The sequence below is a fragment of the Haloarchaeobius iranensis genome (genome assembly GCF_900103505.1).
GTDB lineage: Archaea > Halobacteriota > Halobacteria > Halobacteriales > Natrialbaceae > Haloarchaeobius > Haloarchaeobius iranensis.
The window spans coordinates 105,705-132,688 of the sequence record NZ_FNIA01000009.1 but is presented as its reverse complement, the minus strand read 5'-3'; the positions used below and the strand labels follow the sequence as shown (position 1 = coordinate 132,688).

General features: G+C 70.6%; 30 protein-coding genes. 9 read left to right on the top strand and 21 right to left on the bottom strand.

Annotation, left to right across the window (positions count from 1 at the left end; translation table 11 throughout):
• Nucleotides 1–2: 2 nt before the first annotated feature.
• Both lwrS and BLT27_RS10000 read right to left on the bottom strand, forming a co-directional pair.
• Nucleotides 3–380 (bottom strand): LWR-salt protein, encoded by a 378-nt coding sequence (lwrS, locus tag BLT27_RS10005; protein WP_089733420.1) that lies wholly within the window; start codon nucleotides 378–380, stop codon nucleotides 3–5.
• Between the two features lie 2 nt (nucleotides 381–382).
• The gene (locus BLT27_RS10000) at nucleotides 383–658 is read right to left on the bottom strand and encodes a 4a-hydroxytetrahydrobiopterin dehydratase (RefSeq protein WP_089733419.1); all 276 of its coding nucleotides are present in this window, start codon (nucleotides 656–658) and stop codon (nucleotides 383–385) included.
• 96 nt (nucleotides 659–754) lie between these two features.
• Between BLT27_RS10000 and BLT27_RS09995 the strand changes: the two genes are divergently transcribed.
• The gene (locus BLT27_RS09995) at nucleotides 755–1,570 is read left to right on the top strand and encodes a hypothetical protein (RefSeq protein ID WP_139172297.1); all 816 of its coding nucleotides are present in this window, start codon (nucleotides 755–757) and stop codon (nucleotides 1,568–1,570) included.
• A gap of 22 nt (nucleotides 1,571–1,592) precedes the next feature.
• Here BLT27_RS09995 and hemA read toward each other — a convergent pair whose 3' ends face one another.
• The 3 genes from hemA to ahbB all read right to left on the bottom strand — a co-directional run bounded on the left by hemA (nucleotide 1,593) and on the right by ahbB (nucleotide 4,790).
• The gene (gene hemA / locus BLT27_RS09990) at nucleotides 1,593–2,912 is read right to left on the bottom strand and encodes a glutamyl-tRNA reductase (RefSeq protein WP_089733415.1); all 1,320 of its coding nucleotides are present in this window, start codon (nucleotides 2,910–2,912) and stop codon (nucleotides 1,593–1,595) included.
• Nucleotides 2,909–3,559 (bottom strand): precorrin-2 dehydrogenase/sirohydrochlorin ferrochelatase family protein, encoded by a 651-nt coding sequence (locus BLT27_RS09985; RefSeq protein ID WP_089733413.1) that lies wholly within the window; start codon nucleotides 3,557–3,559, stop codon nucleotides 2,909–2,911. The genes hemA and BLT27_RS09985 overlap by 4 nt, the downstream gene beginning before the upstream one ends.
• Before the next feature lie 118 nt (nucleotides 3,560–3,677).
• Nucleotides 3,678–4,790 carry a siroheme decarboxylase subunit beta gene (ahbB, locus tag BLT27_RS09980; protein ID WP_089733410.1) on the bottom strand — a complete coding sequence of 371 codons (1,113 nt, stop codon included), beginning with the start codon at nucleotides 4,788–4,790 and terminating at the stop codon, nucleotides 3,678–3,680.
• Nucleotides 4,791–4,926: 136 nt separating this feature from the next.
• On the opposite strand from ahbB, the gene BLT27_RS09975 reads away from it, so the two are divergent.
• Entirely contained in the window at nucleotides 4,927–5,526 is a 600-nt protein-coding gene (locus BLT27_RS09975; RefSeq protein WP_089733409.1) for a GNAT family N-acetyltransferase, read from the top strand.
• A 24-nt stretch (nucleotides 5,527–5,550) separates the two neighbouring features.
• Here the strand turns inward: BLT27_RS09975 and BLT27_RS09970 are convergent, their stop codons facing one another.
• The 3 genes from BLT27_RS09970 to BLT27_RS09960 all read right to left on the bottom strand — a co-directional run bounded on the left by BLT27_RS09970 (nucleotide 5,551) and on the right by BLT27_RS09960 (nucleotide 6,611).
• Nucleotides 5,551–5,808 (bottom strand): hypothetical protein, encoded by a 258-nt coding sequence (locus BLT27_RS09970; RefSeq protein WP_089733407.1) that lies wholly within the window; start codon nucleotides 5,806–5,808, stop codon nucleotides 5,551–5,553.
• A gap of 70 nt (nucleotides 5,809–5,878) precedes the next feature.
• On the bottom strand, nucleotides 5,879–6,283 hold the full coding sequence (locus BLT27_RS09965; RefSeq protein ID WP_089733405.1) for a DUF5778 family protein: 405 nt from the start codon (nucleotides 6,281–6,283) through the stop codon (nucleotides 5,879–5,881).
• A gap of 133 nt (nucleotides 6,284–6,416) precedes the next feature.
• Complete coding sequence (locus BLT27_RS09960; protein ID WP_089733403.1) at nucleotides 6,417–6,611, bottom strand: cold-shock protein; 195 nt, start codon at nucleotides 6,609–6,611, stop codon at nucleotides 6,417–6,419.
• 119 nt (nucleotides 6,612–6,730) lie between these two features.
• Here BLT27_RS09960 and uppS point away from each other — a divergent pair, with 119 nt between their 5' ends.
• Nucleotides 6,731–7,654 (top strand): polyprenyl diphosphate synthase, encoded by a 924-nt coding sequence (gene uppS, locus BLT27_RS09955; protein WP_089733401.1) that lies wholly within the window; start codon nucleotides 6,731–6,733, stop codon nucleotides 7,652–7,654.
• 1 nt (nucleotide 7,655) lies between these two features.
• Here the strand turns inward: uppS and BLT27_RS09950 are convergent, their stop codons facing one another.
• The 6 genes from BLT27_RS09950 to BLT27_RS09925 form a co-directional block, all read right to left on the bottom strand.
• A complete protein-coding gene (locus tag BLT27_RS09950; protein ID WP_139172296.1) occupies nucleotides 7,656–8,174 on the bottom strand; it encodes a DUF7519 family protein in 519 nt (172 codons plus the stop codon).
• On the bottom strand, nucleotides 8,171–9,424 hold the full coding sequence (locus tag BLT27_RS09945; RefSeq protein ID WP_089733398.1) for a DUF58 domain-containing protein: 1,254 nt from the start codon (nucleotides 9,422–9,424) through the stop codon (nucleotides 8,171–8,173). The genes BLT27_RS09950 and BLT27_RS09945 overlap by 4 nt, the downstream gene beginning before the upstream one ends.
• Nucleotides 9,421–9,993, bottom strand: a complete 573-nt coding sequence (locus tag BLT27_RS09940) for a DUF7269 family protein (protein WP_089733396.1) — start codon at nucleotides 9,991–9,993, stop codon at nucleotides 9,421–9,423. Before BLT27_RS09940 ends, BLT27_RS09945 begins: the two co-directional genes overlap by 4 nt.
• Entirely contained in the window at nucleotides 9,990–10,811 is an 822-nt protein-coding gene (locus BLT27_RS09935) for a DUF4129 domain-containing protein (protein ID WP_089733395.1), read from the bottom strand. Before BLT27_RS09935 ends, BLT27_RS09940 begins: the two co-directional genes overlap by 4 nt.
• A 111-nt stretch (nucleotides 10,812–10,922) precedes the next feature.
• Entirely contained in the window at nucleotides 10,923–11,531 is a 609-nt protein-coding gene (locus tag BLT27_RS09930; RefSeq protein ID WP_089733393.1) for an undecaprenyl diphosphate synthase family protein, read from the bottom strand.
• 52 nt (nucleotides 11,532–11,583) lie between these two features.
• Nucleotides 11,584–12,981 carry a PAS domain-containing sensor histidine kinase gene (locus BLT27_RS09925; RefSeq protein ID WP_089733391.1) on the bottom strand — a complete coding sequence of 466 codons (1,398 nt, stop codon included), beginning with the start codon at nucleotides 12,979–12,981 and terminating at the stop codon, nucleotides 11,584–11,586.
• Between the two features lie 112 nt (nucleotides 12,982–13,093).
• On the opposite strand from BLT27_RS09925, the gene BLT27_RS09920 reads away from it, so the two are divergent.
• Complete coding sequence (locus BLT27_RS09920) at nucleotides 13,094–14,473, top strand: DUF92 domain-containing protein (RefSeq protein ID WP_089733389.1); 1,380 nt, start codon at nucleotides 13,094–13,096, stop codon at nucleotides 14,471–14,473.
• A 2-nt stretch (nucleotides 14,474–14,475) separates the two neighbouring features.
• Nucleotides 14,476–14,904: a GNAT family N-acetyltransferase gene (locus BLT27_RS09915; protein WP_089733387.1), complete on the top strand. Its 429-nt coding sequence runs from the start codon at nucleotides 14,476–14,478 to the stop codon at nucleotides 14,902–14,904.
• Here the strand turns inward: BLT27_RS09915 and dnaG are convergent.
• Both dnaG and BLT27_RS09905 read right to left on the bottom strand, forming a co-directional pair.
• Nucleotides 14,901–16,286 carry a DNA primase DnaG gene (gene dnaG / locus BLT27_RS09910; RefSeq protein ID WP_089733385.1) on the bottom strand — a complete coding sequence of 462 codons (1,386 nt, stop codon included), beginning with the start codon at nucleotides 16,284–16,286 and terminating at the stop codon, nucleotides 14,901–14,903. The genes BLT27_RS09915 and dnaG overlap by 4 nt on opposite strands.
• A gap of 146 nt (nucleotides 16,287–16,432) precedes the next feature.
• Nucleotides 16,433–17,293 (bottom strand): ArsR/SmtB family transcription factor, encoded by an 861-nt coding sequence (locus tag BLT27_RS09905; RefSeq protein WP_089733383.1) that lies wholly within the window; start codon nucleotides 17,291–17,293, stop codon nucleotides 16,433–16,435.
• Between the two features lie 221 nt (nucleotides 17,294–17,514).
• Between BLT27_RS09905 and BLT27_RS09900 the strand changes: the two genes are divergently transcribed.
• Nucleotides 17,515–18,171, top strand: coding sequence for a DUF6517 family protein (locus tag BLT27_RS09900; RefSeq protein ID WP_089733380.1), 657 nt, complete (start codon nucleotides 17,515–17,517; stop codon nucleotides 18,169–18,171).
• Between the two features lie 3 nt (nucleotides 18,172–18,174).
• Here the strand turns inward: BLT27_RS09900 and cruF are convergent, their stop codons facing one another.
• The 3 genes from cruF to BLT27_RS09885 are packed head-to-tail and all read right to left on the bottom strand — an operon-like array spanning nucleotide 18,175 to nucleotide 21,422.
• Nucleotides 18,175–19,047 (bottom strand): bisanhydrobacterioruberin hydratase, encoded by an 873-nt coding sequence (gene cruF / locus BLT27_RS09895; RefSeq protein ID WP_089733379.1) that lies wholly within the window; start codon nucleotides 19,045–19,047, stop codon nucleotides 18,175–18,177.
• Nucleotides 19,040–19,930, bottom strand: a complete 891-nt coding sequence (locus BLT27_RS09890; protein ID WP_089733376.1) for a prenyltransferase — start codon at nucleotides 19,928–19,930, stop codon at nucleotides 19,040–19,042. Before BLT27_RS09890 ends, cruF begins: the two co-directional genes overlap by 8 nt.
• Before the next feature lie 7 nt (nucleotides 19,931–19,937).
• The gene (locus BLT27_RS09885; protein WP_089733374.1) at nucleotides 19,938–21,422 is read right to left on the bottom strand and encodes a phytoene desaturase family protein; all 1,485 of its coding nucleotides are present in this window, start codon (nucleotides 21,420–21,422) and stop codon (nucleotides 19,938–19,940) included.
• Nucleotides 21,423–21,634: 212 nt separating this feature from the next.
• On the opposite strand from BLT27_RS09885, the gene BLT27_RS09880 reads away from it, so the two are divergent.
• Together BLT27_RS09880 and BLT27_RS09875 are read left to right on the top strand one after the other, a co-directional pair.
• On the top strand, nucleotides 21,635–22,324 hold the full coding sequence (locus tag BLT27_RS09880) for an SDR family oxidoreductase (RefSeq protein ID WP_089733372.1): 690 nt from the start codon (nucleotides 21,635–21,637) through the stop codon (nucleotides 22,322–22,324).
• 74 nt (nucleotides 22,325–22,398) lie between these two features.
• The gene (locus tag BLT27_RS09875) at nucleotides 22,399–23,292 is read left to right on the top strand and encodes a ZIP family metal transporter (protein WP_089733370.1); all 894 of its coding nucleotides are present in this window, start codon (nucleotides 22,399–22,401) and stop codon (nucleotides 23,290–23,292) included.
• 6 nt (nucleotides 23,293–23,298) lie between these two features.
• On the opposite strand, the gene BLT27_RS09870 is transcribed toward BLT27_RS09875, so the two are convergent.
• Nucleotides 23,299–23,877, bottom strand: coding sequence for a hypothetical protein (locus tag BLT27_RS09870; RefSeq protein WP_139172294.1), 579 nt, complete (start codon nucleotides 23,875–23,877; stop codon nucleotides 23,299–23,301).
• An 80-nt stretch (nucleotides 23,878–23,957) separates the two neighbouring features.
• Complete coding sequence (locus BLT27_RS09865) at nucleotides 23,958–24,467, bottom strand: hypothetical protein (RefSeq protein ID WP_089733366.1); 510 nt, start codon at nucleotides 24,465–24,467, stop codon at nucleotides 23,958–23,960.
• A gap of 190 nt (nucleotides 24,468–24,657) precedes the next feature.
• Between BLT27_RS09865 and BLT27_RS09860 the strand changes: the two genes are divergently transcribed.
• Nucleotides 24,658–26,976, top strand: coding sequence for a bacterio-opsin activator domain-containing protein (locus BLT27_RS09860; RefSeq protein WP_089733364.1), 2,319 nt, complete (start codon nucleotides 24,658–24,660; stop codon nucleotides 26,974–26,976).
• The last annotated feature ends 8 nt before the right edge of the window (nucleotides 26,977–26,984 follow it).

The window sequence follows — 26,984 nt, the reverse complement described above, 5'->3', positions numbered from 1 at the left end:
GCTCACAGCCCGTCGACGACGTGGACGGAGCTACCGAGGTACTTCGAGAGCGCCTCGCCGGTCGAGTCGGCGTTGAACAGGTCGAGGTGCTCGCCGACCGCCGCTCGCAACGCCTCGAGGTACGCCTCGTCGGTCCGTAGCTCGCTGAACGTGGCGTCCTCGACGGGGACCCCGAGCGCGACCGACAGCAGCGTCCGGACGTGTCTGGGCTCGTTGAACTCGCCGCGCCAGCAGTGGTCGCGGAAGAACAGCCAGCCGTCGCTCCCGGGCTCCGCCGCCCTCCAGAAACCCGTCGTCTCGAACGTCGCCGGGTCGACCGAGACCCGCCCCTCGTCCGGCGCGAGGCGGAACCGGAGCCGGGCGACGTACGCCGCCTCCACCGTTACACTTCCGCGTTGAGGATCTCCGCCATCTCGATGTCCTGGTCGGTGATGCCCCCCGCCTCGTGGCTGGTGAACCGGACCTCGACCTCCTTGTACCGGATTCTCATCTCCGGGTGGTGGAACTGGGCCTCGGCGATCTCGCCCGTGAGCTGTGCGAAGTTGACGCCTTTCATGTAGTCGTCGAACTCGAAGACGCGGACGATCTCGTCGCCGTCCCGGTCCCAGCCCTCGGGGAGTTGCTCGTCGACTTCCTCGTCGGACAGCACGTCTGCCATACCCGAGGCATGGGCGGGGGTCGGGATAATCGTTGGGGGACAGGCCGGCGCGGCCACGCCCCAAAGCGTATGCCGGGAAACCGCGAGGGTCCGGACGTGCACTCGCCCTCCAGACGGCGGCTGCTCGCGGCCGTCGGCACGGCCGCCCTCGGCGGGGTCGCCTCGGGACGCCCGGCGCGACAGCCCCCGCGGCTCGCGGTCTCGGTCCACCCCGACGCGCGGTTCGGCTGGAACGGGACCACCCGCGCCGCCAGGGACGCCGTCCGCGTCGGCGTCGAGCAGGTCGCCACACGCGCCGAGCACAGCCTCGACCTGCGCGTCGAGACGAGCGTCACCGCGGGTGAGCCGGTCCCGCCCGACGCGGTCTCGACGACGGACCAGCAGGCGTTGTTCGACAGCGTCGAACGCTGGCTTCGCGACCGCGACGCCTACGACGACGGGGCCTGTCACCTCTACCTCCCGCGTCTCCCGTTCGACCAGGTGCTCGGCTACGGGGCCGCGAACCGCGACGTCGCGAGCGGTGGGGCCGTCGCGTTCGCGAACCTCGGTGCGACCGAGCTCTGGGACGACCGCGCCGTCTCAAAGAACATGGCCGTCCACGAGTGGCTCCACACCGTCCTCCGGCCAGACATCGCTGCCGCGGTCAACGGAAGTCGCTGCGAACACGACCTCGGGGCGGTCGCCCGGCGGGACGTAGCGACCGTCGTGGTGACGCCCCTGGCCACCAGCTACGCCGACACGACGCTGGTCGGCGGCGAGACGCGCTGGCACGGCTCGGGCTGTTACGATCACGAGTCGTTCTCCGTCCACGACGGCCGCGAACTCCGACCCCGGTACTGGACGCACACCTGGCAGCTGAGCGATGCGACGCTCCGGGCGACGACGCGCTACGTGGACGAGCACCTCCGCTGAGAACCGTTGGGCGGCGGGAACGTCAGTCGTCGTCGGTGACGACGCCCGTCTGCAGGTCTGTATCCTCGTCGCCGGCCACCGCACCGACGAACGCCGGTGGCGAGCCGCCGAACTCGGGGTCGAACAGCTGCAGTGCCGTGTTGATGGTCGCCCAGTCGTCCTCCGCGGCGGCATCGCGGAGGCTCTTCGTGGGCGGGGCGAGCAGCTGCCCGACGAGCGCGTCGGCCATCGACTCGACGACCTCGCGCTCCTCGTCGTCGAGGTCGAGCTTCGCGAGTGCGGTCTCGAGCTCGCGGGCCTTGACGCGCTCGGCGGACTCGTACATCGCCGCGATGACTTCGTCGGCACGCTTTCGCTTGTACTGGTCGAGCAGGAGGTCGAACTCGGTCTCGACCATCCGCTCGACCTCGCGGGCCGCCTCGCGGCGTCTCGCCCGCGTCTCGTCGGTCACGTCCTCGAGGTCGTCGAGGTCGTACACGTCGACGGTGTCGAGGTCACGGGCAGCGGCCGCGACGTCGCGGGGCTGTGCGAGGTCGAAGACGGTCCGGTCGCGCCCGTCGTCGAGGTCGTGCCTGGCGATGACGGGGTCGTCGCTTCCCGTCGCCGTGACGACCACGTCGGCATCGCGTGTCGCGCTGTCGAGTGCGGCCAGCGTGACCGCCTCGGCGTCGACGTCGACCTCGCTCACGAGGTGCTCCGCGTGGGGCAGCGTGCGGTTCGCGACGACGAGTGTGGCGAGCCCCCGGTCGGCGAGCGCCCGGGCCGCGAGCGTCGCCATCTCGCCCGCGCCGACGACCAGCGCCGTCGACTCGGGGAGGTCCCGCTCGTCGGCGACGAGGCTCGCGGCGGCCGACCCCAGAGAGACGACGCCCTCGTTGATGTCGGTCTCGTCGCGGACGCGCTCGCCCACGTGGATGGCCTTCAGTACGGCGTCGTCGAGCATCGGTCCGAGTCCGTCGACGCCGCGGGCCTCCTCGTAGGCCGAGCGAATCTGGCCGAGGATCTGGTCCTCGCCGAGGACGATGGACTCCAACCCGGCGGCGACCCGGAGCAGGTGTCGGAGGCTCTCCTCGTGGTCCATCCGGACGACGACGTCGTCGTTCTCGACGTGTTCAGCGTACGATTCGAGGGCCGCCCGGCCGGTCGCCGGGTCGTCGGTGACGACGTACGCCTCGGCACGGTTGCAGGTGTGGAGACAGAACGCCTCGTGGACGCCGTCCCGTGCAGTCAGGTCGGTGACGACCTCGCGCTGGGTGGCCCGGCTGGCCGCCGCGATGTCGTCGACACTGGCGACCGAGTGCGAGACGCGAACGCCGGAGATGACGCCAGAGGCACCTATCATGGTTCGTCGAGTGCGCGGTCGGCAACGACCTCGCGCGCTATCTGGCGGAGGTTGGGGTTTCCTGTACGTAAAGCTGTCCAAACGTCGGGGGACCGAACCACGTCCCGTACCACGGTACGCCGTCGCTCGGGTGGTGTCCCCCGGGCCTGCAGCTCCTCGCGGATGAGCCCGGTCAGTTCGGCCATCGCGCCCGCCCCCTCGATGTCGTCCTCCAGCGTCTCCCGGAGGTGCTTCGACAGCGCCGGCGACGCGCCACCGGTCGAGATGGAGACGACGACGGGGTCGTCACGCACCGTCGCGGGCACGACCACGCTCCCGGGGTCGCGCTCGCCGTGCGTGTCGGTCCGGTTCACGAGCACGTTCCGGTCCGTCGCGGCGCGCTCGATGGCCGCGTTCAGCTCGCCGTCGTTCGTCGCGGCGACGACCAGCGCCGGGTCGACCCGGTCCAGCCAGTCGTCGACGCCGCCCGGGTCGAGTGCGGCCCTGACGCGCTCGGCCCCGCCGAAGTCGGCGTCGTCGACGAACGCGGGGCTGACGACGACGACGCGGGCCTCGCGGGTGAATCGCCGGGCCTTGCGTGCGCCGACGCGTCCGCCCCCGACGACGAGCACGGTCGTCCCAGTGAAGTCGTGGAGCAGCGGGATCATCGCGGTCGCCTCCGGTGTGGTGGCATCAGCTCTAGCGGAGCGAGGGAACCGAGGGACAAAAGCTCACCGGGGGGTCCCGTTCGCTGGGAATCGGGTGGCGCCGTCGCCGCGACCGCCGTCACTCGCTCTCTGCCGCCGGCACCGCGTCGTCCGCCGTGTTCGCGTCGGCGCGCTCCCCGAGTCGGATACCCGTCTTCTTCAGGATGCGCGTCGAGAACAGCGAGTCCCAGTCCCCCGCCTCCACGTCCCAGTACTCCGCCATCGTCTCGCGGACCTGCTCGATGCGCTCCTGGCTCTCCGCCTCGGAGCGGCCGTGAGTCATCGCGAAGAAGTTGTACGGCCAGACGCCCTCGTGCCGGGGGCGCTCGTAGCAGTGCGTGACGAAGTCGAGGCCGGCGACGACGGGGCCGACCTCGTCGACGACGTCGTCGGGCACGTTCCAGACGGTCATCCCGTTCTCGGTGTAGCCGAGCGCGTAGTGGTTCGGGATGACGCCGATACGACGGATCTTCCCCTCGCGCTCGAACCGACGGACCGTCTCGACGACCCAGTCGACGTCCTCCCCGAGCGTCTCCGCGACGTCGAGGTACGGCGTCGCCGTCACGGGGAACCCGTCCTGTATCCCGAGGACGAGGTCGCGCTCGCGTGGCGTCAGCGTCTTGCGCCCGGACGGCTCGACGCTCGGTCCCAGCCCCGTGAGGTCGAGGTCGCCGTCGGCGACGGGGCCGTCGAGATAGAACTTCGCCTCGACGCGGAACTCCTGCTGCTTGGGCAGGTTGTACGTCTCCTGACCCGTCTCGGCCTCGATCTCGGCCAGCACGGCGTCGACGCGCTCCGCGGCGGTCTCGTCATCGCCGTCGGCGACCGAGAGCACGAACCACATGTTGAGGTGGGGGTGCTCGCGCTCGTAGTTGTGGGCGACCTCGCGGTGGGCGTTGACCTGCTCGGCGACCTCGTCGAACCGCTCCTGGGGGGCGTGCATCGCGACGAGCGTCGCGGTGCCGCCGATCTCCTGGGCGTTGACGAGCGAGCCGAAGCGACTGAGGACGCCCTCGTCGTCGAGCGTTCGGATGCGCTCGACCAGCTCGTCGGCGCTCACCTGGACGCCTCGGTCACGGAGCGCGGCCGCCGCAGGGTCGAACGGCCTGCGGACGACCGGGAACCCCCCCTGGAAGGCGTTGACGACGGCGCGGTCGGTTCTGTCCAGTTCGTAGTCGACGGCCCGTCCCATACATCCGCCTGAGGTTCGCGGGGGTAAAAACGGCGCGCTCTCTCTCGCTCGGGCCGCAACGGCGGCGAACCGGGCAGGTGAGGCGCCACCACACCACCACAACGGACTTGATGGGCGACGGTCGAACCACAGCACGATGGCGACCACGCGCACCGCGACGGCCGCCGACCTCGATGCCATGCGGGCCTTCGAGCGGTCGTTCGTCGGCCACGAGGTGGGCGCCGAGACGTTCCGCAGTTGGTTCTCGCGGTTCCCCGAGCTGTTCGTCCTCTGCGAAGCGACCGACGACAGCCATGGGTCGGACGGCCTGCTGCTCGGTGCGGCGTCGGGCTACGCCGACCGCCCGGCGGTCGACGACGGGACCGTCGTCCTCGCCGCCATCGGGGTCAGGAACGGTTACGAGGGCAACGGTATCGGTCGGGAACTGCTGGCGGCCTTCGAGGCGGGGGCACGCGAGTACGGCGACGCCGTCAGCGTCGCCGCTGCCGACGACGTCGAGGGGTTCTACCGGGCCTGTGGCTACGAACCGGCCCGGGTCCTCGTGCAGGTTCCCGAGGCCGACCTGCCGGCCGATTACGCGAGCCACGGCGACCTCCGGGCCGAGCGCAGCGCCGACGGCACCCGGTTCCTGTACTACGGCGTCGACGAGTACCGGCCCTCGGTGCGCGTCGAACTCCAGAACGGCCTCGGCGGGACGGCGAACACTATACTCAGGGAACAGCTCGACCAGCGGTGACGGCCGGGCTGCCGGTCACCCCAGTCACAGCACCGTCCGGTGGTAGGCGTAGCCCCAGACGAACGCGAGGGCGGCCACGACGAGCCCCGTCATGACGAGTGTCACCGACTCGGCGGTGGCGTCGACGTCCGGGTGTGCGGCGACGGTCCCCGCCGCGTCCGCGACGACCGTCGCGACGTCGCCGGCGTCGACGTACAGCTTCAGGACGTCCTTCAGGTACGTTCCCCCGACCAGCATCACGAACGCGGCGAGCGCGTGTGATGTCCCCGTTCGCTTTGGCATGTGAACACATCTATCAGACCGGCACAAATACATGATGGGCGGCCCGGGCGGAACGTGTGAGCGGGCGGCCTCAGTCGCCGCGGACGCCCGTCACGTCGTAGCCCAGCGCCTCGATGTCGGCGAGGATGGCCTCGTGGTCGGCCGACGCCTCGTAGTAGATGACCACGTCGAAGCTCCCGTTCCGGAGCAGCTGCTGGCACTCCCAGACGAACTCCTCGCCGTCGATGGTGAGGCCCTGGTGCTGGTTCGAGGAGAAGTCGGGGTCGTCGTTCCCCGAGTGGACGTACACGTCCGTCGGGTCGTGGCCCGCGTGCTCGGCGATGACGTCACCCGCGTCGAGCGTCGCCTGCATCATCTCGAGGTCGTCCTGGCTGGAGAAGTCCGTGCGGACGATGGCGCCGTTGAGTTCGATGTCGCCGGGTTCGAGCAGTGCCTTCGTCCGCCGAACGAGGTCGTCGTCGATGGCTTCGGTCATTGGTCGACCGGTGGGTCCGGTCACTCAAATCGGTCACGGTCCGGACGCGCCGCTGGCCGCAACGAGGATGGGTTGCTACACGGGGAAGACGGCGCGCCGCCCGCCCGGACACCGCTCGCCTGTGGGGTACGGCCTACAGTCGCGTGAGGTTCTGCGCCCGTGGACCATCGTCGGTGTCGACGATGTCGAACTCGACCTCCTGGCCTTCTTCCAGGTCCTCGCCGCCGATGTCCTCCATGTGGAAGAACACGTCCTCGTCGTGGTCCTCGGTCGCGATGAAGCCGTAACCGCCCGATTCCTTGAAGAAATCGACAGTACCTGTTGCCATTCCACGTAGAATCACGGCGGCATCCAATAAAAATGTGTGTGGCGTGCTCGCGCGGACCGTGGTCGACCCACCTGTGAGACAACACAAGACCCATTAGCCGTTCCGTCGAAAGGCCGCCAATGCGAGCGTGGGTGCGGGAGCGATGGCAGTCGGCGTACGAGCAACTGCTCAAGCGCGAGATATCCGGCTCGCCGGCCCACGTCGCGGTCATCCAGGACGGGAACCGCAGATACGCCCGACAGCGCGGGGACGACGCGCCGGACGGGCACAAAGCGGGTGCCAAGACCAGCGAGGAGATACTCGAGTGGTGCCGCGACATCGGTGTCGAGGAACTGACCCTGTACACCTTCTCCACCGAGAACTTCGAGCGGCCACAGGAGGAGCTCGACCCGCTGTTCGACCTGATGGCCGAGAAGCTGCGGGACTTCGCGGACCACGAACAGATCCACGAGAACGAGGTCGCCATCCGGGTCATCGGCGACGCCGGGATGCTCCCCGAGCGGGTCCGCTCCGCCGTCCGCCACGCCGAGGAGCGGACCCGCGGCTACGACGAGTTCGTCCTCAACATCGCGCTGGCCTACGGCGGCCGGAACGAGCTGCTGACCGCCGCACAGCAGATCGCCCGCGCCGTGGACGACGGCGAACTCGAGCCCGAGGAGGTGACCGTCGAGACCGTCGAGGACCGCCTCTACGGGCAGCCGGTCCGGGACGTGGACCTCATCATCCGAACCGGCGGCGCGGAGCGCACCTCGAACTTCCTGCCGTGGCACGCCAACGGCAACGAGGCCGCCGTCTTCTTCTGTGCGCCGTACTGGCCGGAGTTCTCGAAAGTGGACTTCCTCCGGGCGATCCGGACCTACGAGAACCGCGAGCAGTCCTGGCGGCGCACCCGCGCCCGGCGGGCGCTCGCGCTGGTGAAGGCGTTCGGGACGACAGAGCTCGCCGAGGCGACCACCGTCGTGCGGAAGTTCCGCGACTCGCTCTCGGGTAGTGAGCACGACGAGGCCTCCCGCGTCGCCGAGGAGTCGGCGACGGCGGACTGAGCTACCTGAGCGCGGCCGCCGACAGCAACGCACCGACGAGCAGCAGCGCGGCCGCGGCGGCCGGTGCCTCGCCGGAGCCGACCCGGTAGGCACCGTAGCCGAGTCCGGCCACGACCGTCGCGACGACCAGCGTGGTGCCCGTCCGCCGGAGGACGAGGCGGGCCGTCGCGGCGTCGGGCACCTGCGCGTCGAGAGCGACCGCCCGCTCCGCGCCGTCGATGGCGACCAGTGCGGCGACAGTGCCACCGAGGACGACCGGTATCGGGAGCCCCCCGTACGCGCCGTAGGCGACGGCCCCGAGCAGCAGCGCGCCCCCGGCGAGGCGCGTCCGGCGACCGTCGTGGACGGTGCCGGCCCCGAGCGCGGCGGTCCCCGCGACGGCGATCGCGGTGCCGGGGACGGTCACCGCGGCGACGAACGTCGCGGCGAGCGCGGCGACGAGCGCGAGGAGCACCGCGGGCGTGCCGCCGGTCGGGCTGGAGCCGTTTCGCTCCCCACGGTCGGGCGACGGCAGGCTCATCTGGCCCACCCCGCGCGGGCGAACGCCTCGCGAGCGTCGCCCTCGGTCCAGTCGAGCACCGGAATCCCGGCCCGTCGGAGGTCACGGACCCGCGCACCGCGCTCCAGATGCGCGAGCTGGGCCCCCGGCCCGTCGGTCGTCGTCGGGTCCGGACTCACCACGGAGACGGGTGTCCCGCCGGTGTCGAGCCGTCGAGCCAGCGTCGCCACGGCGTCGTCACAGAGCGGCGTCAGCAGGCAGAGCTGTGCGTCGGCCGGCGTCCGCGCCCGGAGCGTCGTCGCCAGGGGGTCGACCGCGGGGTCGTCTCCCTCGGGTGGCGCGACCAGCGCGGGGTCGGTGTCGAGCTCGCGTCGGAGCCGGGCCCGGTGTGCCCGTCCGGTCCCCGGCGGCGTCCACGACACACCCGACCCGAGCACCGCGAGGCCGACCTGCGCGTCCGCCAGTCCGGTGACGAGCGCCCGTGCGGCGTCGACGGCGTGGTCGCGTGCCCCCGTCGCGTCTGGCGCCCGTGCCACGTAGGCGGCGGGCCGTGCGTCGACGACCAGCACCACCGTCGGGGCGCGCTCGGCGCGGAACGTCACCGTCGAGAGGTCGCCGGTGCGGGCGAACCGCGACCAGTCCACCCGGCCGAGGGGGTCGCCGCGGCGGTACTCGCGGACCGAGTGGAACGCGAGCCCCTGACCGGCTTCGGTGCCGGTCAGTGGCCCGGGCGGGCCACCCGTCGGCGGGCGCAGCGCGACTGGTTCGGCGTCCGGCAGGGGACGGGAACTCCCGAGTCGGTCCGCGCCGGCGTCGACCCGTGCGTCGAGCTCGACCCGCCCGGCCCGGTCCGCGACCACGACGAACGGGTCGTCGAACCGGCGTGTCGATTCGGGTGACTCGACGCGGTAGCACAGCGTTCGCGACGCCCCCGCCGGCAGCGAGCAGGCGAGTTCGGGCGTGCCGTCCAGCACCGTACAGTCCGCCGGGACGCCGTCGACGACCCGAACGTCCGGCAGGGCGGCGCTGCCCTCGTTCTCGACCCGGAGCGACACGGCGACGGTGCCGTCGTCGCGCTCTCTGAATCGGCGCTCGCAGTCGACGGCCGGTTCCGGGGCGGGCGACGCACGGGCGAACGCCGCGACGCCGACGCAGACGACCGCACAGAGCACGACCGCCGGCGTCGCCGAGACGACGCCGACCGGCGCGAGCACGAGGGCGACCGGGACGAGCCAGCGCCAGCGGTCCGTCGCCGTCCGGTGCCAGCTCATCGCTCCCCTCCCGCGATGGCCGCGAGCTCCGAGAGCGCGTGTCGGGCGCGTCGGCGGAGCGGTGGCTCGCCGGTCACGAGCGTCCGGAGCCGGTCCCGCGTCGTCCACCCGGGGTCGACGCCGTCGATGAACAGCGCCGCCGCGAGCGGGTCGTCGGTCCACGACCCCGCCTCGAGTCGCCGGCGCGCCTCGGCCGGTGTGCAGTCGTAGCGAGCGACGAGCGTCTCGACCGCGACCGCGGTGAGTCGTTCGTACACGTCCTCGCGGGCATCGCCGCCCCGGACGCGCCCCGCCGCGGTCACGTCGGCGAGCAGGTCCTCGGCGTCCCGTCCGGGCACGCGCGGCCCGGTCCGCTCCGGACGGGTGACGCGTGCGACTCGCGCTCGGGTGTCCGTCCGCGCGTAGACGAGCGCCAGCGCGACCGCCGAGACGCTCCCTCCGACGAGGACGACCAGCGCAGCGCCGTCCCCGACGACGAGTCCGGGCGCGACGGTCCCGAGCAGTCCCGCCGCGAGCAACGAGAGACCGACCGCGAGCAGCAGTCCGCGGGGGGTCGGGAGCCGGCTCATCGCTCTCCCCCGGCGGCTCCGTCCGTCGGGACCGCGGTCTCGTCGCCCGCCGCCCGGTCGGCGAGCCGCCGCGCCTCGTCCCTGCACTCGTCGGGCTCGCGGCGCCCGTAGCGCACCGCCCGGAACAGGCTGGTCAACCGGTCCACCGCGTCGGGGTCGCGACCGGCGTCCTTCGCCGTGTCCGCGAACTCGCCCGGCGTCCGGGCCCCCGGCGAAGGCGGCCGGAGGTCGGCGACCATCCGCTGCCAGGCCTGCCGGACCGGATCGTCGGCCGGGGCGCTGGCCGGATGCTCGCCCGCCTCCCGGTGGCGTTCCCCGCCGGGGGTCGGCCGCTCGTCGTCACCGGACCGTCCGCCGCGGGACGCCAGTCCGTCGAACCGCCAGAGCAGGCCTGCGCCGGCGAGGACCAGCCCGACCAGCACGCCGGCGCCCACCAGCCCGAGCGCGTCGCTCGTTCCGAACGTGGGTACCGAGACCGTCGCACTCGGCCGGTACAGCAGGTAGCCGGCCGCACCGACGGTTCCGGCACCGCCCGTGAGGACGACCACCCGGCGGTAGCTGGGGAACAGCACGTAGCAACAGACCAGCGCGGTCGCGAGGAGCGCGGCGAGCAGCCGGAGGTACGTCGCCTGTCCGATGCTGTCGCCGCCCGTCGCCGCGCTCGACGGTGCCGACCCGTCGCCGGGGTCGTCGGGCGACCTGACCCCGCCCTCGTCCGGGCCGAGGTCCGCCGAGAGCCCGCCCAGCGAGCCGGCGGCCACCCCGAGCGCGGCGGTGACCAGCAGCGCTATCGCGACCGTCTGGAGGGCGCGTCGCATCACGGTCGACCCGAGGAGCCGGACCGCCCTAAAACACCCCCTCGTTTTCCCGGCCAGAACATCCAGGGGGTCCAGGGCTCCCGTCGTCCGTCCACGACGGCTCCTCCCTGCCTACCGGCCGAACCTGCGCTGTCGGTTCTGGTACTCCCGGATGGCCCGGTAGAAGTCCCTGTCGCGGAAGTCCCGCCAGTTGAGGTCGGTGAAGTAGAGCTCCGAGTAGACGGACTGCCAGATCATGAAATCGGAGAGCCGCTCGGCGCCCGTCTTGATGACCAGGTCCGGCTCCGAGGGGAACACGAGCCGGCGGTCGATCTCGCTCTCGTCGACCGCGTCCGGCTCGAGTTCGCCGCGCGAGACCTCCTTCGCGACGCCCTGGACGGCCGCGGTGAACTCGTGTTTCCCGCCGAGACCGATGCTCACCTGTATCGGTGCGTCCGCGCGCTCGTCGTCGTCCGGCCCCCGTACCGCGACCGGCCGCGGTGCGTCAAGGTCGTCGAACTGGCGGGCGAGCGTCGGTGCCGCCGCCTCGTCGAGGACGCTGACGTACACCGTGATGCGGTCGGCTCCCACCTCGAAGGTGAGCTCGAAGAACCGCGAGAGCGTCTCGTAGGCACCCTGTTCCAGCAGGTCACGCTCCGTGATGACGAGCGCGACGTGTGCCGGCGGTGCGGCCTCGTCGCGACGGATGCGATAGGCGAGGTAGCGGTCGTACAGTCCCACGCCACCCCATTGCGCATCGGCGTGCCTGTACCTGTCGACTCGTCGTGGCGGCTCAGTCGGTCACCCTGGTGAAGGTGAGCTGGACGCGGTTGCCCGAGCTCTCCAGCGTCTCGAACTCGATGTCCCCGTCGGAGAGCTCGACGAGCCAGTAGACGAGCCAGAGGCCGACGCCGCTGCTGTGGTACAGGTCGTCCATCTCGTGCTCGCCGGTGATGACCCGGTACTCGTACTCCGGAATCGGCTCGCAGTCGTCGAGGACCTCGACAGCCACCGACTCCTCCGTCGTCCGGCAGACGAGCCGGAGCGTCGGCGGCCCCCCGGTCGCGTGGACGATGGCGTTCTCGGCGAGTTCGGCGATCGCGGTCTCGATGCCGGGGAGCGCGAACGCCGTGGCCCGCTCGGGCACGTCGATCTCGACCTCGGCGTCCGGGTACCGCTCGCGCATCCGCCCGCCCACCCGGGTGACGGCCGCGGTGATGTCGACCTCGCCCAGCGTGCCGGGGTCTGTCAGGAGTTCGATTATCTCCCGCTGCTTCTCCGCGGTCATGATGAGCTGGGCAGCGGTGTCGCGGATGACTCGCGTCCGCTCGGAGAGGGTGGAGCCGTCTTCGGCGTCGATGTGCTCGGCCTCGCCGATGACGACGTTCATATCGTTCCGGATGTTGTGTCGGAGGAGCTTGTCCATCACCGCGAGCTGTTGTTCGCGGCGGCGTCGCTCGGTCACGTCTCGGCTGAACCCGACGATGCGCTCGACCTCGCCGTCGACGACGACCGGCTCGGCCTGCACCCACGCCCAGCGTCGGTACTCGCGGTCGGGGTTCACCCGGTACTCCAGGTCCACGGCCTCGCCGCCCGACAGCCGTCGCATCTCCGCCTCGACGGCGCGCACGTCGTCCGGGTGGACAGCGTCGAGGAAGCTCCAGGGGTCGTCGTGCAGCGTCTCGACCGGCAGTCCGTAGACCGACTCGTAGGCCGGGTTGACGAAGAGGCACTCCGACCAGTCACCGCTGAACATCCACAGCACGTCGCCGGTCTTCGCGGCGATCTCCTGCAGTCGCGTCTCGGTGTTCTGGCGCTCGCGCTCCGCCTCGATACGCTCGGTCACGTCGTGAGAGCTGACGACGTAGCCGTCCACGTCGGCCTCTTCGAGTTCGGTGAGGCGACTCTGCAGCCAGACCCAGTCGTCGTCCACCGTCCCGTAGCGGTACTCGATGAACGAGGTCGCATCGGGCTCGTCGGCGACGACCTCTTCGAAGGCAGCCACCACGCGCTCGCGGTCCTCCGGGTGGACGTGTTCGAAGGCGTCGGTGCCGACGAGTGTCTCCGGTTCGTACCCCAGAATCCGGCCGGCGGCGGCGTTGACGTACGTAATCGTGCCCTCCTCGTCGACGAGCGTGAGCTTCGCCTGTGTGTAGTCGAGGAGCGCGGACGGGTCCGGCGGAGACACCATCTCTCTTCGAAGAGACGTTCGAGTGTCATAGACCCTACGGCAGGTTCGGAGCGTGGTCTCCGAGCCAGGGGTTCGGAAACGGTAAGTAACCCCCGGGAAAAGAAGCGCCCGCGTGACTTCACCAGTTCGACGTGCGGGTGCGTTCGCGGCGGTCGGCTCGCTGGTACTGCTCCTGCCAGCGGTCGGGCCGGAGGCGGCGATGACCGTCGCCGCAGCCGTGCTCGTCGGTGCCGCCGTCGTCACCGACGGCCCGCTCTTCGAACTGTTCGCTCGTCCCGGCGACCGGAAGGAGCAGCGCCTGTTCGGCCTCATCGGCTTCGGGCTCGCGGTCGTCGGCCTCGGCCTGTTGACCGTGACCGACCTGGTCGGCACCGGTCGGGTGCCACCGCTCCAGGTGGACGTGTTCGTCGGCACCGTCCTCCTCCTCGTCTACGGCAACCTGGCGTCGGAGCTGGTCAAGACGCGGTACCCGAACCCGTTCCACGTCAGCGCCGGCTTCGTCGCCGGCGGCATCACCGCGGGCATCGCCGGGCAGCTGGTGGCTCGCGTGCTGCTCGACCAGCCACTCGCGGGGACGCTCCCGAAGGTCGTGTTCCTGGCCGTCAGCGGCGCGTTCCTCGGGGCGCTGCTGCGTGCCGCGCTGTTCGAGCGGGACGACCCGCTGGTGCTGTTCTCGGTCGGTCTCCTGCTCTGGCTGCTGTTCGAGCTCGCACCCGCGGTCCACAACCAGGAGATCGCGGCCGCACTCGGGGTCACACTCGTCCTCGGCTACCTCTCCTTCGCCCTGCAGACCGCCTCCGTCGAGGGGATGCTGACGGGCGTCCTGCTCTCCATCCTCACTATCGTCCTCGGCGGCATCGGCTGGTTCACGGTCCTCATCTCCTTTTTCGCGATCGGCGCGCTCTCCACGAAGTACCGCTACGACACGAAGGCTGCCCGGGGCATCGCGGAGGACAACGAGGGGGCACGGGGAACCGGGAACGTCCTCGGGAACGCCGCGGTCGCCATCGTCGCCGTGCTGGGGTTCGCCGCCGCTGACCCCGGTGTGGCGCTGCTTCGCGTCGACGGCACCATCTTCCTGTTCGCGTTCGCGGGCTCCATCGCCACGGCACTCAGCGACACCCTCTCCAGCGAGATCGGCGCGGTGTTCGACTCGCCGCGGCTCATCACGACGCTCCAGCCCGTCGAGCCCGGCACGGACGGGGCGGTGACCTGGCAGGGCGAGCTCGCCGGCATCGTCGGCGCGACGGTCGTCGCCACCATCTCGTTCCTCGTCTTCCCGGCGCTCGACGGCTCGGTGACGGTCTCGACCACCGGCGCAGGGGTGGTGCTCGTCGCCGGCATCGGCGGGATGACCGTCGACAGCCTGCTCGGGGCGACGCTCGAGGGCGACTTCCTCGGCAACCAGGGCGTGAACTTCTTCGCCACCCTCGCCGGGGCCGTCGTCGCGGTGCTCGTCGCGTTCGTGGTCGGCGGGGCGACGCTCCCGTGACGATGACGGTCCGAGCGGCGACACGGGCCGACCTTCCCGCGCTCCGGGCGCTCCACGGGCTCCTCGACGCCCCCGTCCCGGACCTGTTCGACGACCTCCCGCCCGGGGTGACCCTCGTCTCGACGGCCGACGGCGTCCCCGTCGGCTACATCCACTCGTTCACCGGCGAGGTCGCCCACGTCGCCGAGCTGGTCGTCGCGCCCGCCCACCGCCGTGAGGGCCGCGGCCGCCGGCTGTTCCTCGCGGTGCTCGCACGACTCCGACGCGAGGGCTGTCGGGCGGCGGAGCTGGTCGTCGCGGCGGAGAACACGTCGGCACAGGCGCTGTACGAGGAGCTCGGCTTCGCAGCCGACGAACGGCTGGAGGACTACTACGGGAGTGCAGACGGCGCGGAAGTCGGCGACGCCGTCCGATACCGGCTGCAGCTCTAGCTGCCTCCGAGGAGGCGTTCGGCGGTGCGGATTCTGGTTCCGGTCGGTCGCTTCACGAACTCGCCGAGCGACGCGGCGACGACGTGGTCGACGCCACGCTGGGCAGACACGTCGAGCACGCGCTGGCTCAGCTCGCCATCGAGAACGACGGCGTGGGGCACCGTCTCGGCCTCGCGGACGCGGTCGAACGCCTCGCTGGCCGGGCCCTCCACGATGGCGGCGAACTCCTCGTCGAGCAGCCTGACCTGTCCGGTGCCGGCGGCGACGACCGCCTCGACGTGGCCCCGAAGTGTGTCCACCGGAGCCTGCTCGTCGGCCGGTTCAGTCGCCGTCGACTCCTCGGCGGTCGTCTCCGGGTCGGTCGACTCGGCGGGGGTCGACTGGGGCGCGGCCGTCTCGGCGGTGACTCCGTCGGCCGCCGTCTCCACGGCCTCGGGCGGCGCCTCGACGACCTCCGTGGCCACACCGGCGGAACCGGCCGTCGACGGCTCGCACGAGTCGGTTGCGCCGCCGTCGCTCTCCGTCGTCGACATCGAGACCGCCTCGCGCGTGCCGACCGCCTCGTGTGGCGCGCTGGTCTCCGCGACGACGGAGAACGGCACCTTCTCGCGGAGCGCCTCGAACACCTCGTGGTGGAGCAGGTCCTCGACGGACTTGCCCTCGGGCGCGAACGCGACGTAGTCGACCTCGCCGACCTGCGAGAGCTCCTTCAGGATGAGGTCGCCGCCCCGGTCGCCGTCGAGGAACGCGGTGACGGTCCGGTCCTGCGTGAGCGTCGCGACCGCGTCCGGCACGTCGGTCCCCTCGACGGCGATAGCGTTCTTGATGCCGTACTTCAGGAGCTGGAGCACGTCGGCACGCCCCTCGACGACGACGATGGCGTCGCTCTCTCCGACCCGAGGCCCCGCGGGCAGCCCGTCGTACTCGGAGATATCTGCGACGCGGGCGTGCTCGCGGACCTCGCGGAGGATCTCCTCCGAACTCATCATCGAGTCGTCGAAGGCGGTCGCGAGCAGCTCCTTCGCGCGCTCGACGACGCGGCGCCGCTTCGCCGCCCGCACGTCCTCGATGTCCTCGACCTCGAGCGTCGCCTTGCAGGGGCCGACGCGGGTCAACGACTCCAGTGCGGCCGCCAGGGTCGCCGTCGCTACCTTGTCCAGGCTCGTGGCGATGGTGACGCTCCCGTGGGAGCGACCCGCTTCGCTGTCGATCTCGACGTCGATGCGTCCGACCTTCGAGGACTGCTGTAGCTCGCGGAGGTCGAGTTCGTCGCCGAGGAGCCCCTCGGTCTGGCCGAAGATGGCTCCGACGACGTCACTCCGCTCGACCACCCCGTCGGCCGTTACCGTCGCGTGAATGAGATATTTCGATGTATCGTCCATTGATGATCTGCCCCGTGTACGGGGCGGGTGATGGTGATGGTGCCATGAACTGGTTCATGGACGGACAGGAGCTACGTGCTCCCCGTTCATACCTGTTGTTATCGGGAGAAGTGGGGTGAACGTATCGCTGACCGAGACGGTGCGGGTCAGTACCGGTCGCCGGACCAGTACCAGTAGCCGAGCACGAGGGTCAGCACGAGCAGGCCGCCGGCGAAGAAGAGCAGCCCCGGCTCGATTGTCGAGAGGAGGGCGTCGGCGCCCTGAGCGGCGGTGTCCGCGCCGTCGGCGGTGGTCGTCACCGTCTCGGTGCCCGTGGTGTCGGCCGTCTCGTAGCGCACGCCCGTCGCGTTCCCGCCCTGCTGGTTGAACGTGACCTCGCCGCCGTCGGTCGCGGTCGGCTGCGGGGTGCTCGTCCCCTCGGCCGCGATGCTCACGTCGCCCTCGGCAGTCGTCGACGCGGCCGTCTCGGTCGCGTCCTGCGTGACGGCCCCGCTGTCGTCACCGCCGGTGGTCGGCTCGCCCGCACCGCCCGCACCGCCCGTCGCCCCCCAGCCGGTGCGGCCGAGCAGGCGCGGCAGGCCGTACTGCACGAACAGGCTCGCGGCGGCGAGCACGCCGACGCCGCCGACGAACCGGCCGAGCGCCGACCGGAGCCGGGAGGAGCGCTGTTCGTCGCCGGAGACGATGAGCGGGCCGGACTGGGGCGCGTAGACGTTCATCTCGTTGCCGCGCGAGGAGTACCACACGTCGACCACGTCGATGAGGCCGGCGTCCTCCAGCTTCTCGAGGTGGTACCGGACGTTCTGGATGGAGGAGTCGATCTCGTCGGCGATGTCGCTCGGGGTCCGCGGCTCCTCGTGCAGACAGGTGTAGATGCGTCTCGCGGTGTCCGAGGACAGCGCCCCGAACACCTGGTCGGCGTCGTCGCTATCGAGGTCGACCACCCGCGGCGGCTGTTCTGGGGTGGGGGTCGTCTCGTCCGAGCGGAACGGGAGGAGCCGCGACATGCTACTCCCGTCTACAACAGGTACAGGTAAACCAATTGTGCAAGCTGAAAACTCGTTTTGAGCTAATCGGGCGTCCTCTGTCTTGCGTTTCTGTTCGGCACCCCGCCCTGGGCCAGAATGACAACCCTCAGGTAGTTTCGAAGGTGAAACGGCGATTGCAGGTGGGGAAGGTGGGTCCGCGACCGGCACGCCGAAGGCACTCCGGGGCGTAGCAGCCCCCGATGAGTGCCCCGCGCCTCCCCGACGCGCTGCTCGCCGAGTTCGGCTGGGAGCTTGCCCGGACCGAGTCGGAACTCGCGCTCGAACTCCCCTTCTTCTCCATCGAGGCGTTCAACGCCATCTACGTCGACTCGGCGAGCGTCGACGCCTACGACGCCATCGCGGACCCCAGGGTCGACCTCGCCGGGCGCGCCTTCTTCACCACGGACCTGGTGTTCGACCCGTCACTCGACTCCTTCGGCGTCGACCCGGCCTCCGTGTTCGGCATCGCCACCAGCTACGCCGAACGCGAGTTCAAGGAGAGCATCGAGGAAGACGGCCTGACCGCGGTCGAGGCCGTCGAAGAGCGCGACTTCGACCGCGGCGACGGCCGACCGGCGCGAGCGTTCCGCTACGACGTCGCCTACCCCCTCTCGGACGACGTCATCGAGCAGGACGTGGTCGACGGCCGGTTCACGCTGGCGTCGACGCTGTGGGCGTGCATCTGGCCGACGCGGGGCGCGTACGCCATGGCCGGCGGGATGTACCCAACCGAGGAGTTCGACGACGCCATCCACCGGCAGGCCGCGGGCGCGCGGCTGGCCGTCGACGCCGCGGTGTGTCCAGACCCGGCACACGATAGAGAGCGCGCGTTCGAGGCGATGCGTCGGGTCGAGTGACCCCTACCGCTGGACGGCCCTGACGAGCGCGCTGTCGCCGACCGAGAAGTCGAACCGGTCCGTGGCGAGCAGGCCGACGCCGAAGCCGGCCGCGAGGACGACCGGAATCCAGTTGCCGTAGAGGGCGTTGATGCTCCCCCAGAGCAGCACGAAGCTCACCATGTCGTCGAGCATGAACTCGCAGGCCTCCAGCCGGTCGAGCAGCCCCTCGCGGGCGAACGCCACGTCGAAGGCGACGACGGCGACCGTCGCGGAGAGCACCCAGCCGAGGTAGTTCGACCCCGGTACGCCGTAGTAGCCGCCGACGCCGTCGGGGTGTGCGGCGTACTCCCAGAAGTCCACCGCGACCGCCCCGGGATCGAGCACGAGGTCGATCGCGACGACGGCCGCGATGGTGACGAGCAGCCGGACCGCCCGCGAGCGGGCTCGACCCCCGAGCAACAGCAGCATCAGCAGGTAGGCGTTGAGCACCAGCGGGAAGAAGAACACCGGCAGCGCGACCGGCACCTCCCCGAACAGCATCGGTCCCAGGGGGACCTCGTACTCGAAGTAGCCGTACGGCCAGCCGGTGCGGATGCCGACGAGCTCGATGCCGTAGGCGTACAGCGTCAGCAGGCCGAGGCTCGCCGCGGCCCGCCGCCCGACGAGGGGCAGCACGCCGGCGACGAGCGGGAGCCGCATGACGAGCACCCCGAACAGCACGAACAGCGGGTTGTACGAGAGCAGGTCGGGGAGCCAGCCCTCCGCGCTGGCGACGAGCGTGACCGCGCCGACCAGTGGGAACACGACGGCGATGGTGAAGCGGTGCTCGCGGACGAGCGCGTCGAGTCGGGCCTCGAACCGGCGACGGTCGAAGCCGTCGCTCGTTTCAGCCATTCACCATCACCCAGAGCTTCCCCATCGTCATGACGGCCCCGACGACGGTGTTGAGGAACGGGAACCACCAGTACGCGCGGTCGACGGCCACGTCCGAGAGCGCGACGCCGGTGACGAACAGGGGGTAGACGCCGAGCAGCAGCCCGAGGCGGTAGTCCAGCAGCGCGAACGCGGCGGCGGCGGCGAGCCAGACCAGCCCGCAGTAGGCGTAGGTGGTCCGCTCGCCAAGGAACGTCGCGGTCGTGCTGATACCGGCCTCGCGGTCGGGCTCGATGTCCGGAATCGCGGAGAACGTGTGCATCGCCATCGTCCAGAGCCACGCCCCCGCGATGGCCGCCGTCGGCGGGAGCACGCCGGCGACGGCGACGAACGCGATGACGCCGGGGAGGGCGTACAGCCCGTTCGACAGCGAGTCGAGGAACGGCGTCGTTTTGAACCGCAGCGGCGGTGCACTGTACTCGACCGCGAGGAGGAAGTACAGCAGGAGCACCTGGACGCCGACGGTGGGCAGGACGAACAGGAACAGCGCCCCGAGCGCACCGGCGAACGTGACGACGACGCCGACGACCGCGTCCCGGCGGAAGCGGACCTCCTTCTCCGCCTTCTTCGGGTTGTGCTCGTCGATGTCGCGGTCGAACGCGTCGTTGACGCCGTAGAGGAACACGTTGGCCGGGAGCAGGAAGTACGCGAACAGCGCGAGCGTCGCCGGCGTGAACAGGTCGGCGGTGCCGCTCGCGGCGTAGGTGACGCCGACGACGACCGGCCCGGCGAGGTAGAACCAGAACCGGGGGCGGGAGAGCCGGAGGAGGTAGCCCGAGAGCCGGTCCTCGGAGGGCACCACCCGGGCGAGGCGCGATGCGAGACTGGTGACGACTCCGCTCATCGTCGGGTTACGCGCCGTAGTCCTCCAGCACGGCGTCGGCGGTGATGTCCCCGCTGATGAGGCACATCGGGACGCCGATGCCGGGCGTCGTGTACGAGCCCGTGAAGTAGAGCCCCTCGACGGCCTCGGAGCGGTGTGGCGGGCGGAACATCGCGGTCTGGCGCAGCGTGTGGGCCATCCCCAGGGCGGTGCCCTGCATCGAGTTGTAGCGGTCCGTGAACTCCGAGACGGAGAACGTCTCCTCGACGACCATGCGGTCGCGCAGGTCGGTGTCGGTGAACGCCGCGATATCGTCGAGGATGAGCTCGCGGTACCAGTCGCGGGTCTCCTCGTCGTCGTCCAGTCCGGGAGCGACGGGGACGAGGACGAACAGGTTGCTGTAGCCGTCGGGTGCGACCGTGTCGTCGGTCTTCGAGGGGACACAGAGGTAGTACGCCGGGTTCTCCGGCCACGCTGGCTCCTCGAATATCTGGTCGAAGTGCTGTTCCCAGTCGGTCGGCAGCACCAGCGTGTGGTGCTCGAGCTCTGGCACGTCCCCCTCGACGCCCATGTACATGAGGAACGCGGAGGGCGCGTAGGTTCGGGAGTCCCAGTAGTCCGCGCTGTACTGTCGTTTCTCGGGCGGGAGCAGCTCCTGCTCGGTGTGGGCGTAGTCGGCGTCGCTGACGACGATGTCGGCGAGGTGCTTGTCCCGCTCGGTCTCGACGAGGAAGCCGCCGTAGCGGCCCTTTATCTCCGTCACCGGCTCGTCCACGAGGAACTCCGCGCCCAGCTCCTCGCCCATCTCGACGATGCCGTCGACGACGCCACCCATTCCCCCCTCGGGGTACCAGACGCCGAGGTTGAAGTCGACGTGGCTCATCAGGTTGTAGAGCGCCGGCGTGTTCTTCGGCGAGCCCCCGAGGAACACCAGCGTGTACTGCATGATCTGCTGGAGCTTCGGGTGGTCGAAGTAGTTCTCGACGTGGTCCTGCATCGAACCGAGCAGCGAGAGCCCACGGGCCTGGCGGGCCACGTCGATGTCCACGAACTCCCGGAACGAGGCGCGGTCCTCGTAGACGAAGTGCTCCATGCCGACCTCGTAGTTCTCCTCGGACTTGTCGAGGTAGCGTTCGAGCGCCTCGCCGGCGCCGGTCTCGTACGACTCGAACACCTGCTTCGTGCGTTCGAGGTCCCGGGTGACGTCGACCTGGTCGCCGTCCTTGAAGAAGATGCGGTAGTGCGGGTCGAGGTGCTCCAGCCCGTAGTACTCCGTCGGCTCGCGGTCGAAGTGGCCGAAGAAGCGCTCGAACACGTCGGGCATCAGATACCAGGAGGGACCCATGTCGAACCGGAACCCGTCGCGTTCGAGGACGGAGGCACGGCCCCCGAGCTGTTCGTTCTTCTCGATGACCGTCACGTCCGCACCGGCGTCGGCGAGGTAGCAGGCTGTCGAGAGCCCGCCGAACCCACTCCCGACGACGACGACCGACTCTCCTGCGAGGGAATTCATAACTCACTGTTGTAACGAGACCCGCATAAAGTCGCCGCAAACCAGGTTGGGGTGGTCGGACGACGGACCCGAGCGCCGGTCGGTGCTCTCACGGGCGACAGTCGCGGCCGGGAACGTCGGCGGAACGATCGGCTGGCGGACCGAAACGGGCGGAAGCGAGAGGTGACCGCCGGAACCGATGCTTTCCTGCGGGCGGAGTCCGAAGGAGCCGTATGAACCACGAGACGGCGGTCGTCACCGGTGCGAGTCGTGGAATCGGCGAAGCGGTCGTGGACGAACTGGTCGCGGCGGGGGCTCACGTCGTCGCCTGCGCCCGAGACCCCGACGACCTCGACGAGCTGGTCGAGCGGCACGGCGACGCCGTCACCGCCGTCAGGGCGGACGTGCGCGACGAGTTCGACGTGGAGCGGCTCCTGGAGACGGCCTCCCGTGCCAGCGACGGTCGCGGCATCGACCTCGTCGTCGCCAACGCGGGGGTCTACCACGGCGACCCCGGCGACACGCCCGTGCACGAGGAGGCGTACTCGGCGTTCGACGACCACATGCGGACGAACGCGCGTGGCGTGTTCGCCACGTTGCGCGAGGCGGTCCCGCATCTGAACGACGGGGCGCGCCTGCTCGTCCCGACCGGGTCCATCGCGCGGGACGCCAAGCCGGGTATCGGCTCCTACGCGGTCTCGAAGGCGGCCGCCGAGGCGGTGACCCGCGCGTTCGCCGCCGACACCGGGTTCGTCGCGGGCTGTGTCGACCCCGGCCAGGTCGCGACCGACCTCTCGGGTCCGGCGGGGCGCGACCCGAGCGAGGTCGCTCCGATGTTCGTCTGGGCGGCCACGGACTGCCCGGGCGAGGATGTCGACGGCGCGGTGGTCGGCCTGCGCGAGTGGAAGTCCGCGACACGGTGACCGAGGGGGGTGTCCGCCGGGAGCGACCGCGACAACCGAACCCCTTATTAACTCGAATTTGATTGTTAGTAACAATGGGTTCCACGGAATCGTTCAGCTGGCGGGGCGTCGACGACCTCTCGCGGGTCGGGCTCCTCGCCGTCGCGCTGCTCCTCGCACTGAGTGCTGCCGCCCTCCTCTCCGCGCCGAGCACCGACGCGATGAAGCCTGTCGGCATCGCGTGGGTCGCGTTCTTCGCCATGGCAGTCGCCATCCCGCTCGGGGTCAAGGCCCGCGACCAGCACGCAAAGGCGCTCGTCTGGGGCTACGGGCTCGCCTCGGGAGCCATGATAGTCAGCGCCGCGCTCTTTCTCCTCCCGCAGGCGTTCGGCCTCGCACAGGGGGCGGCCAGTCCCGCGACGGCGATGAAGTACGCCGGCGCGGGCGTCGCCGCCGGCCTGCTCGCCGGCTTCGGCTCGCACACGCTCGGCCATCGCTTCGCCCACGTCGACATCGGCTTCGACCACACGGCGGTCGAGCTCTCCGCGCACGCGCTCGCCGCCGGCGTCATCATCGGCATCGTCTACGGCACGATGCCCGAACTCGGCGTCGGTCTCGGACTCGCCATCGTCTCGCACAAGGGGCCCGCCGGCTACGCCGCCGCACGCCGCCTCGCCAGCAACGGGCAGTCGCCGACAGTCATCCTGCTGCCCGCGACGGGTGTCGGGCTCACCGCCATCCCGGCGAGCTTCCTCGACCTCTCCGGCGAGCCGGTGGTCACCGCCGCCGTCTTCGGCTTCGCTGCAGGCGTCTTCCTCCACGTCGCGATGGACTTCCTCCCGCGCTGTGAGATCGGCGGCGAGGTGTACGAGGTCGCGCAGGTCTCCGACGACGCACACCACCTGCTCGACCGGCTCCGCGTCCACGCCGTCGGGAGCACCTTCCTCGGCGGTGCCCTCGTCTTCGTCGCGTGGCTGCTCGTCGGGTGAGGCCGGCTACGGCTCACGCATAGCAAACAGCGCGACGCACTCGAACCGGTCGCCGAACGTCCAGCCGCGGCCGGCGCTTACCGTGACGGCGAAGGCGTACCGGCCCGGTGCGAGCGAGTGACGGACCGCAGTCCTGTTCCCGGCCGTCGTGCCGCTCCCGTCGAACACCCAGTCGTGTCGTTCGTCGGGGTAGACGGTCGCGTACCGGCCGGACGACCGCCCGGACGCGACGGCACGCCACTCGCCGTCCGCGTACCGATGCAGGCCCCAGGCAGCGGGGTCGAACGTCACCGGCTCGTCGCCGCGGGGATGGAGCGACACGCCGAGTTGCGTATCGGGGGCGATAGGGGTCTTCGCGGGGAGCTTCAGCGTGACCGGCGCGGCCGGCGGCGCCGACTGGCCAGCTCCAGTACAGACCGTCCGGTCCGCCCGAGCGTCGAACGTCGGGCACGGCGGCGGAGCCTCCCAGCTACCGCTCTGCGGGTCGGGCGACCGGCCGCCCGTGGCGTCCAGCGGTCCCTGGACGCAGCCGGCGACGCCGGCGACGGCGGTTGCGAACGCGGTGAGGAGGCCACGCCGTTGCACGTGTGAGCCGACGGCACTGTCCACCTAATGTCCTCGTCTGGGTGAAACGCGGCTTTCAGTCACCGACGGCGGCCGCGAGCCTACAGTTCTCGGTCGCTCGCCGGGTCGTCAAGTTCCCACAGCACCTCGGGGAGGAACGCGTCGAGGTTGTCGATCACCTTGCGCTCGGAGACGTCCAGGCCCTCGCAGTGTTCGTGGGCGCTGTCGCGGATGTCGACGTGGATGTCGCCGTCCTCGACGGTGACCGCGAGCGGGAACACCGAACAGCGCGCCGGCTTCCAGTCGTGCTCGAGGTGGAGCGAACAGAGCCCGTCGTCCCGCAGGAAGTAGCAGGCCTGTCCGTCCTCGCCGACGTGGTCCTCGCGGTCCTTCTCCTCCTTGCGGACGAAGTCCTCTCCCCGGAAGTCCGTGGTCGCGTCGGCGAGGTCGGCGTGCTCGGCCAGCGCGAAGAAGTCCTGCTCGTACAGCAACACGCCGTGCTGACAGCACCAGGTGCAGTCGTCGACGCACTCGAAGGTGAGCGACGGGTCGAAGTCGACGACCACCTCGCGTCCGGCGTGGACTTCGACGCGTCTGGAGTCGGCCATCACCGCAACGTCGGGGGCCGAGGCTCAAATGGGTTGTCTCCGAGGCCGACGGTGGCGGAGTGATAGAGTTACGAGCGCATACCCCCGTCTTTAGGCGCGGGAGGAGGTCAATTATACGGATTCGGAACCGAGTGGCTGCCATGCAGCGGGACACAACGCATTTACCGGTCGAGACCTCGAACGGGAGGATGTGATGACCGAGGAGTTCAGGGTGCTCTATCTCACCGCGGACCCGACTCCGGAACCGGAGCTCCCGGACGGTCCGGGCTCGGGACTCGCCGTCGAGACGCTCGGGTCCGTCGACGCCCTCGACGAGCGGCTCCGGGACGGCGCCGCCGACTGCGTGGTCGTCGGCGAGGACGGCGACCGCGCGAGCTGGGAGGGCCTCGCCGCCGTCCACGACACCCACGTCGACCGGGTCCCGTTCGTCCACGTCACGACCGACAGCGATCGCGACGCGAGCGATGTCGTCGGCGACGGCGTCCTCCACACCCTCTCCGAAGACCAGCCAGTTCCGTTCCGCGAGCTCGCCGCCTACGTCTCCACGAGTGGCGACGTTACCGACACCGCGAACCGCTTCGCGGTGTTCGCCCACCACGCACAGGACGGCGTCGTGACCGTCGACACGGACGGCCACGTCACCGAGACCAACCCGGCGACGAGGAACATCTTCGGCTTCGAGGACGGCGAACTGGTCGGGAAACACCTCTCGACGCTCCTCCCCGAAGACGGCGGCGACCGGGGTCTCCTGCCGCCGTTCGGTTCCGACGACGACGCGAGCCGCCAGTGGCAGCCGGTCCGCTACACCGCCGCCGACGCCGACGGCAACGAGGTGCCGGTGCTCGTGACCTTCGGCCGGTTCGAGACGGCCGCCGGGACGCACTACACGGGCGTCATCCGCGACGTGTCACAGCGCGAGCGGCTGGAGTCGGAGCTCGAGTCCCACCTCGAGCGGGTGACGGACGCCTTCTTCGCGCTCGACAGCGAGTTCCGGTTCCGCTACGTCAACGAGCGCGCCGCCGAACTCATCGGCGTCGACGCCGACAGCGTCATCGGCGACCTGGTCTGGGACCGCTTCCCCGCCGCCGTCGACAGCCGCTTCCAGGACCGGTACGAGCACGCCATGGAGACGCAGCGACCGGTCTCCTTCGAGGAGTACTTCCCGCCCCTCTCGACGTGGTTCTCGGTCCAGGCGTACCCCTCCGAGACGGGACTGTCGGTGTACTTCCGGGACGTGACCGAGCGCAAGGAACGCGAACGGGCGCTCGAACGCCAACGGGACGAACTGGAGGGCCTGGCCCAGCTCAACCGCGTCCTCCAGAGCGTGAACGAGACGCTCGTCAACGCCGCGAACCGGACGATGGTCGAGCGAACCGTCTGTGACCAGCTCGTCGATTCGTCGCTGTTCGCGGCGGCCTGGCTCGGCCGGGTCGACTCCCGGCGCGACACGGTCGAGCTGGCGACGAGCGCGGGGCCGAACGAGTTCGAACCGGCGGCGACGGTGCCGGTGAGCGAGGCGGTCGCCCACCCGGCGGGCGAGGCGGCCGCGTCCCAGTCCGTCGAACGCGTCCGTGACCTCTCGGCGCTCGACGCGAGTTCGCCCTGGGTCCGGGCAGCGCTGGACTGTGGCTTCGCGTCGGTCGCCGCGGTTCCGGTCACCTACAAGGGGTCACAGTACGGCGTCGTCACCGTGTTCGCGACGAAGCCCGACGCGTTCACCGACGGCGTCGTGGAGGCACTCTCGCAGCTCCGGAGCGTCGTCGGCCTCGCCATCAACGCGACCGAGCGCCGCGCCGCGCTCATCGCCGACGGCACGGTCCAGCTCGAACTGATCATCCGTGACCCGTCCAACCCGATGTTCCAGGCCGTCGCGGAACACGGCGTCACCGCGGAGCTCGAGGGAGCGACCGCGCTCGACGACCACACCTTCGTCGAGTACTTCACCATCACCGGCAGCCCCGGCGAGACGCTGTTCGACACCATCCGGTCGTTCGACCTCGTCGAGGGGCTCTCGGTGCTCGACAGCGGCGGCGAGGAGGCGCTCGTGACGATGACCGTCGTCGACCCGCCGATCTCGACGCTCCTCGCCGAGCACGGGGGCACCGTCCGCGAGATCGTCGTCGACGACGGCTCTGCGGAGCTCGTCGCGGAGCTCCCGAAGTCCGCGTCGATACGGTCGCTGGTCGACTCCTTCGAGGCGATGTTCGAGTCCGTGGACCTCCGGGCGAAGCGCGAACGAAAGCGCCCCGAACGGCGCGTCTCGGAGTTCCGGTCGACGCTCGAGGAGCAGCTCACCGACCGCCAGCACGAGGCCCTGTCGGCCGCGCTCCGGGGCGGCTACTTCGAGTGGCCGCGCGAGAACGACGCCGAGGAGATCGCGGCGACGCTCGGTATCTCCTCGCCGACGTTCCACGAGCACCTCCGGGCCGCTCAGCAGAAGCTGTTCACCGACCTGCTCGACGTGGCGCCGTCCGACCGCGAGCCTGACCGCCCGGCGAGCGACCGCTCCTGACCGCGGCC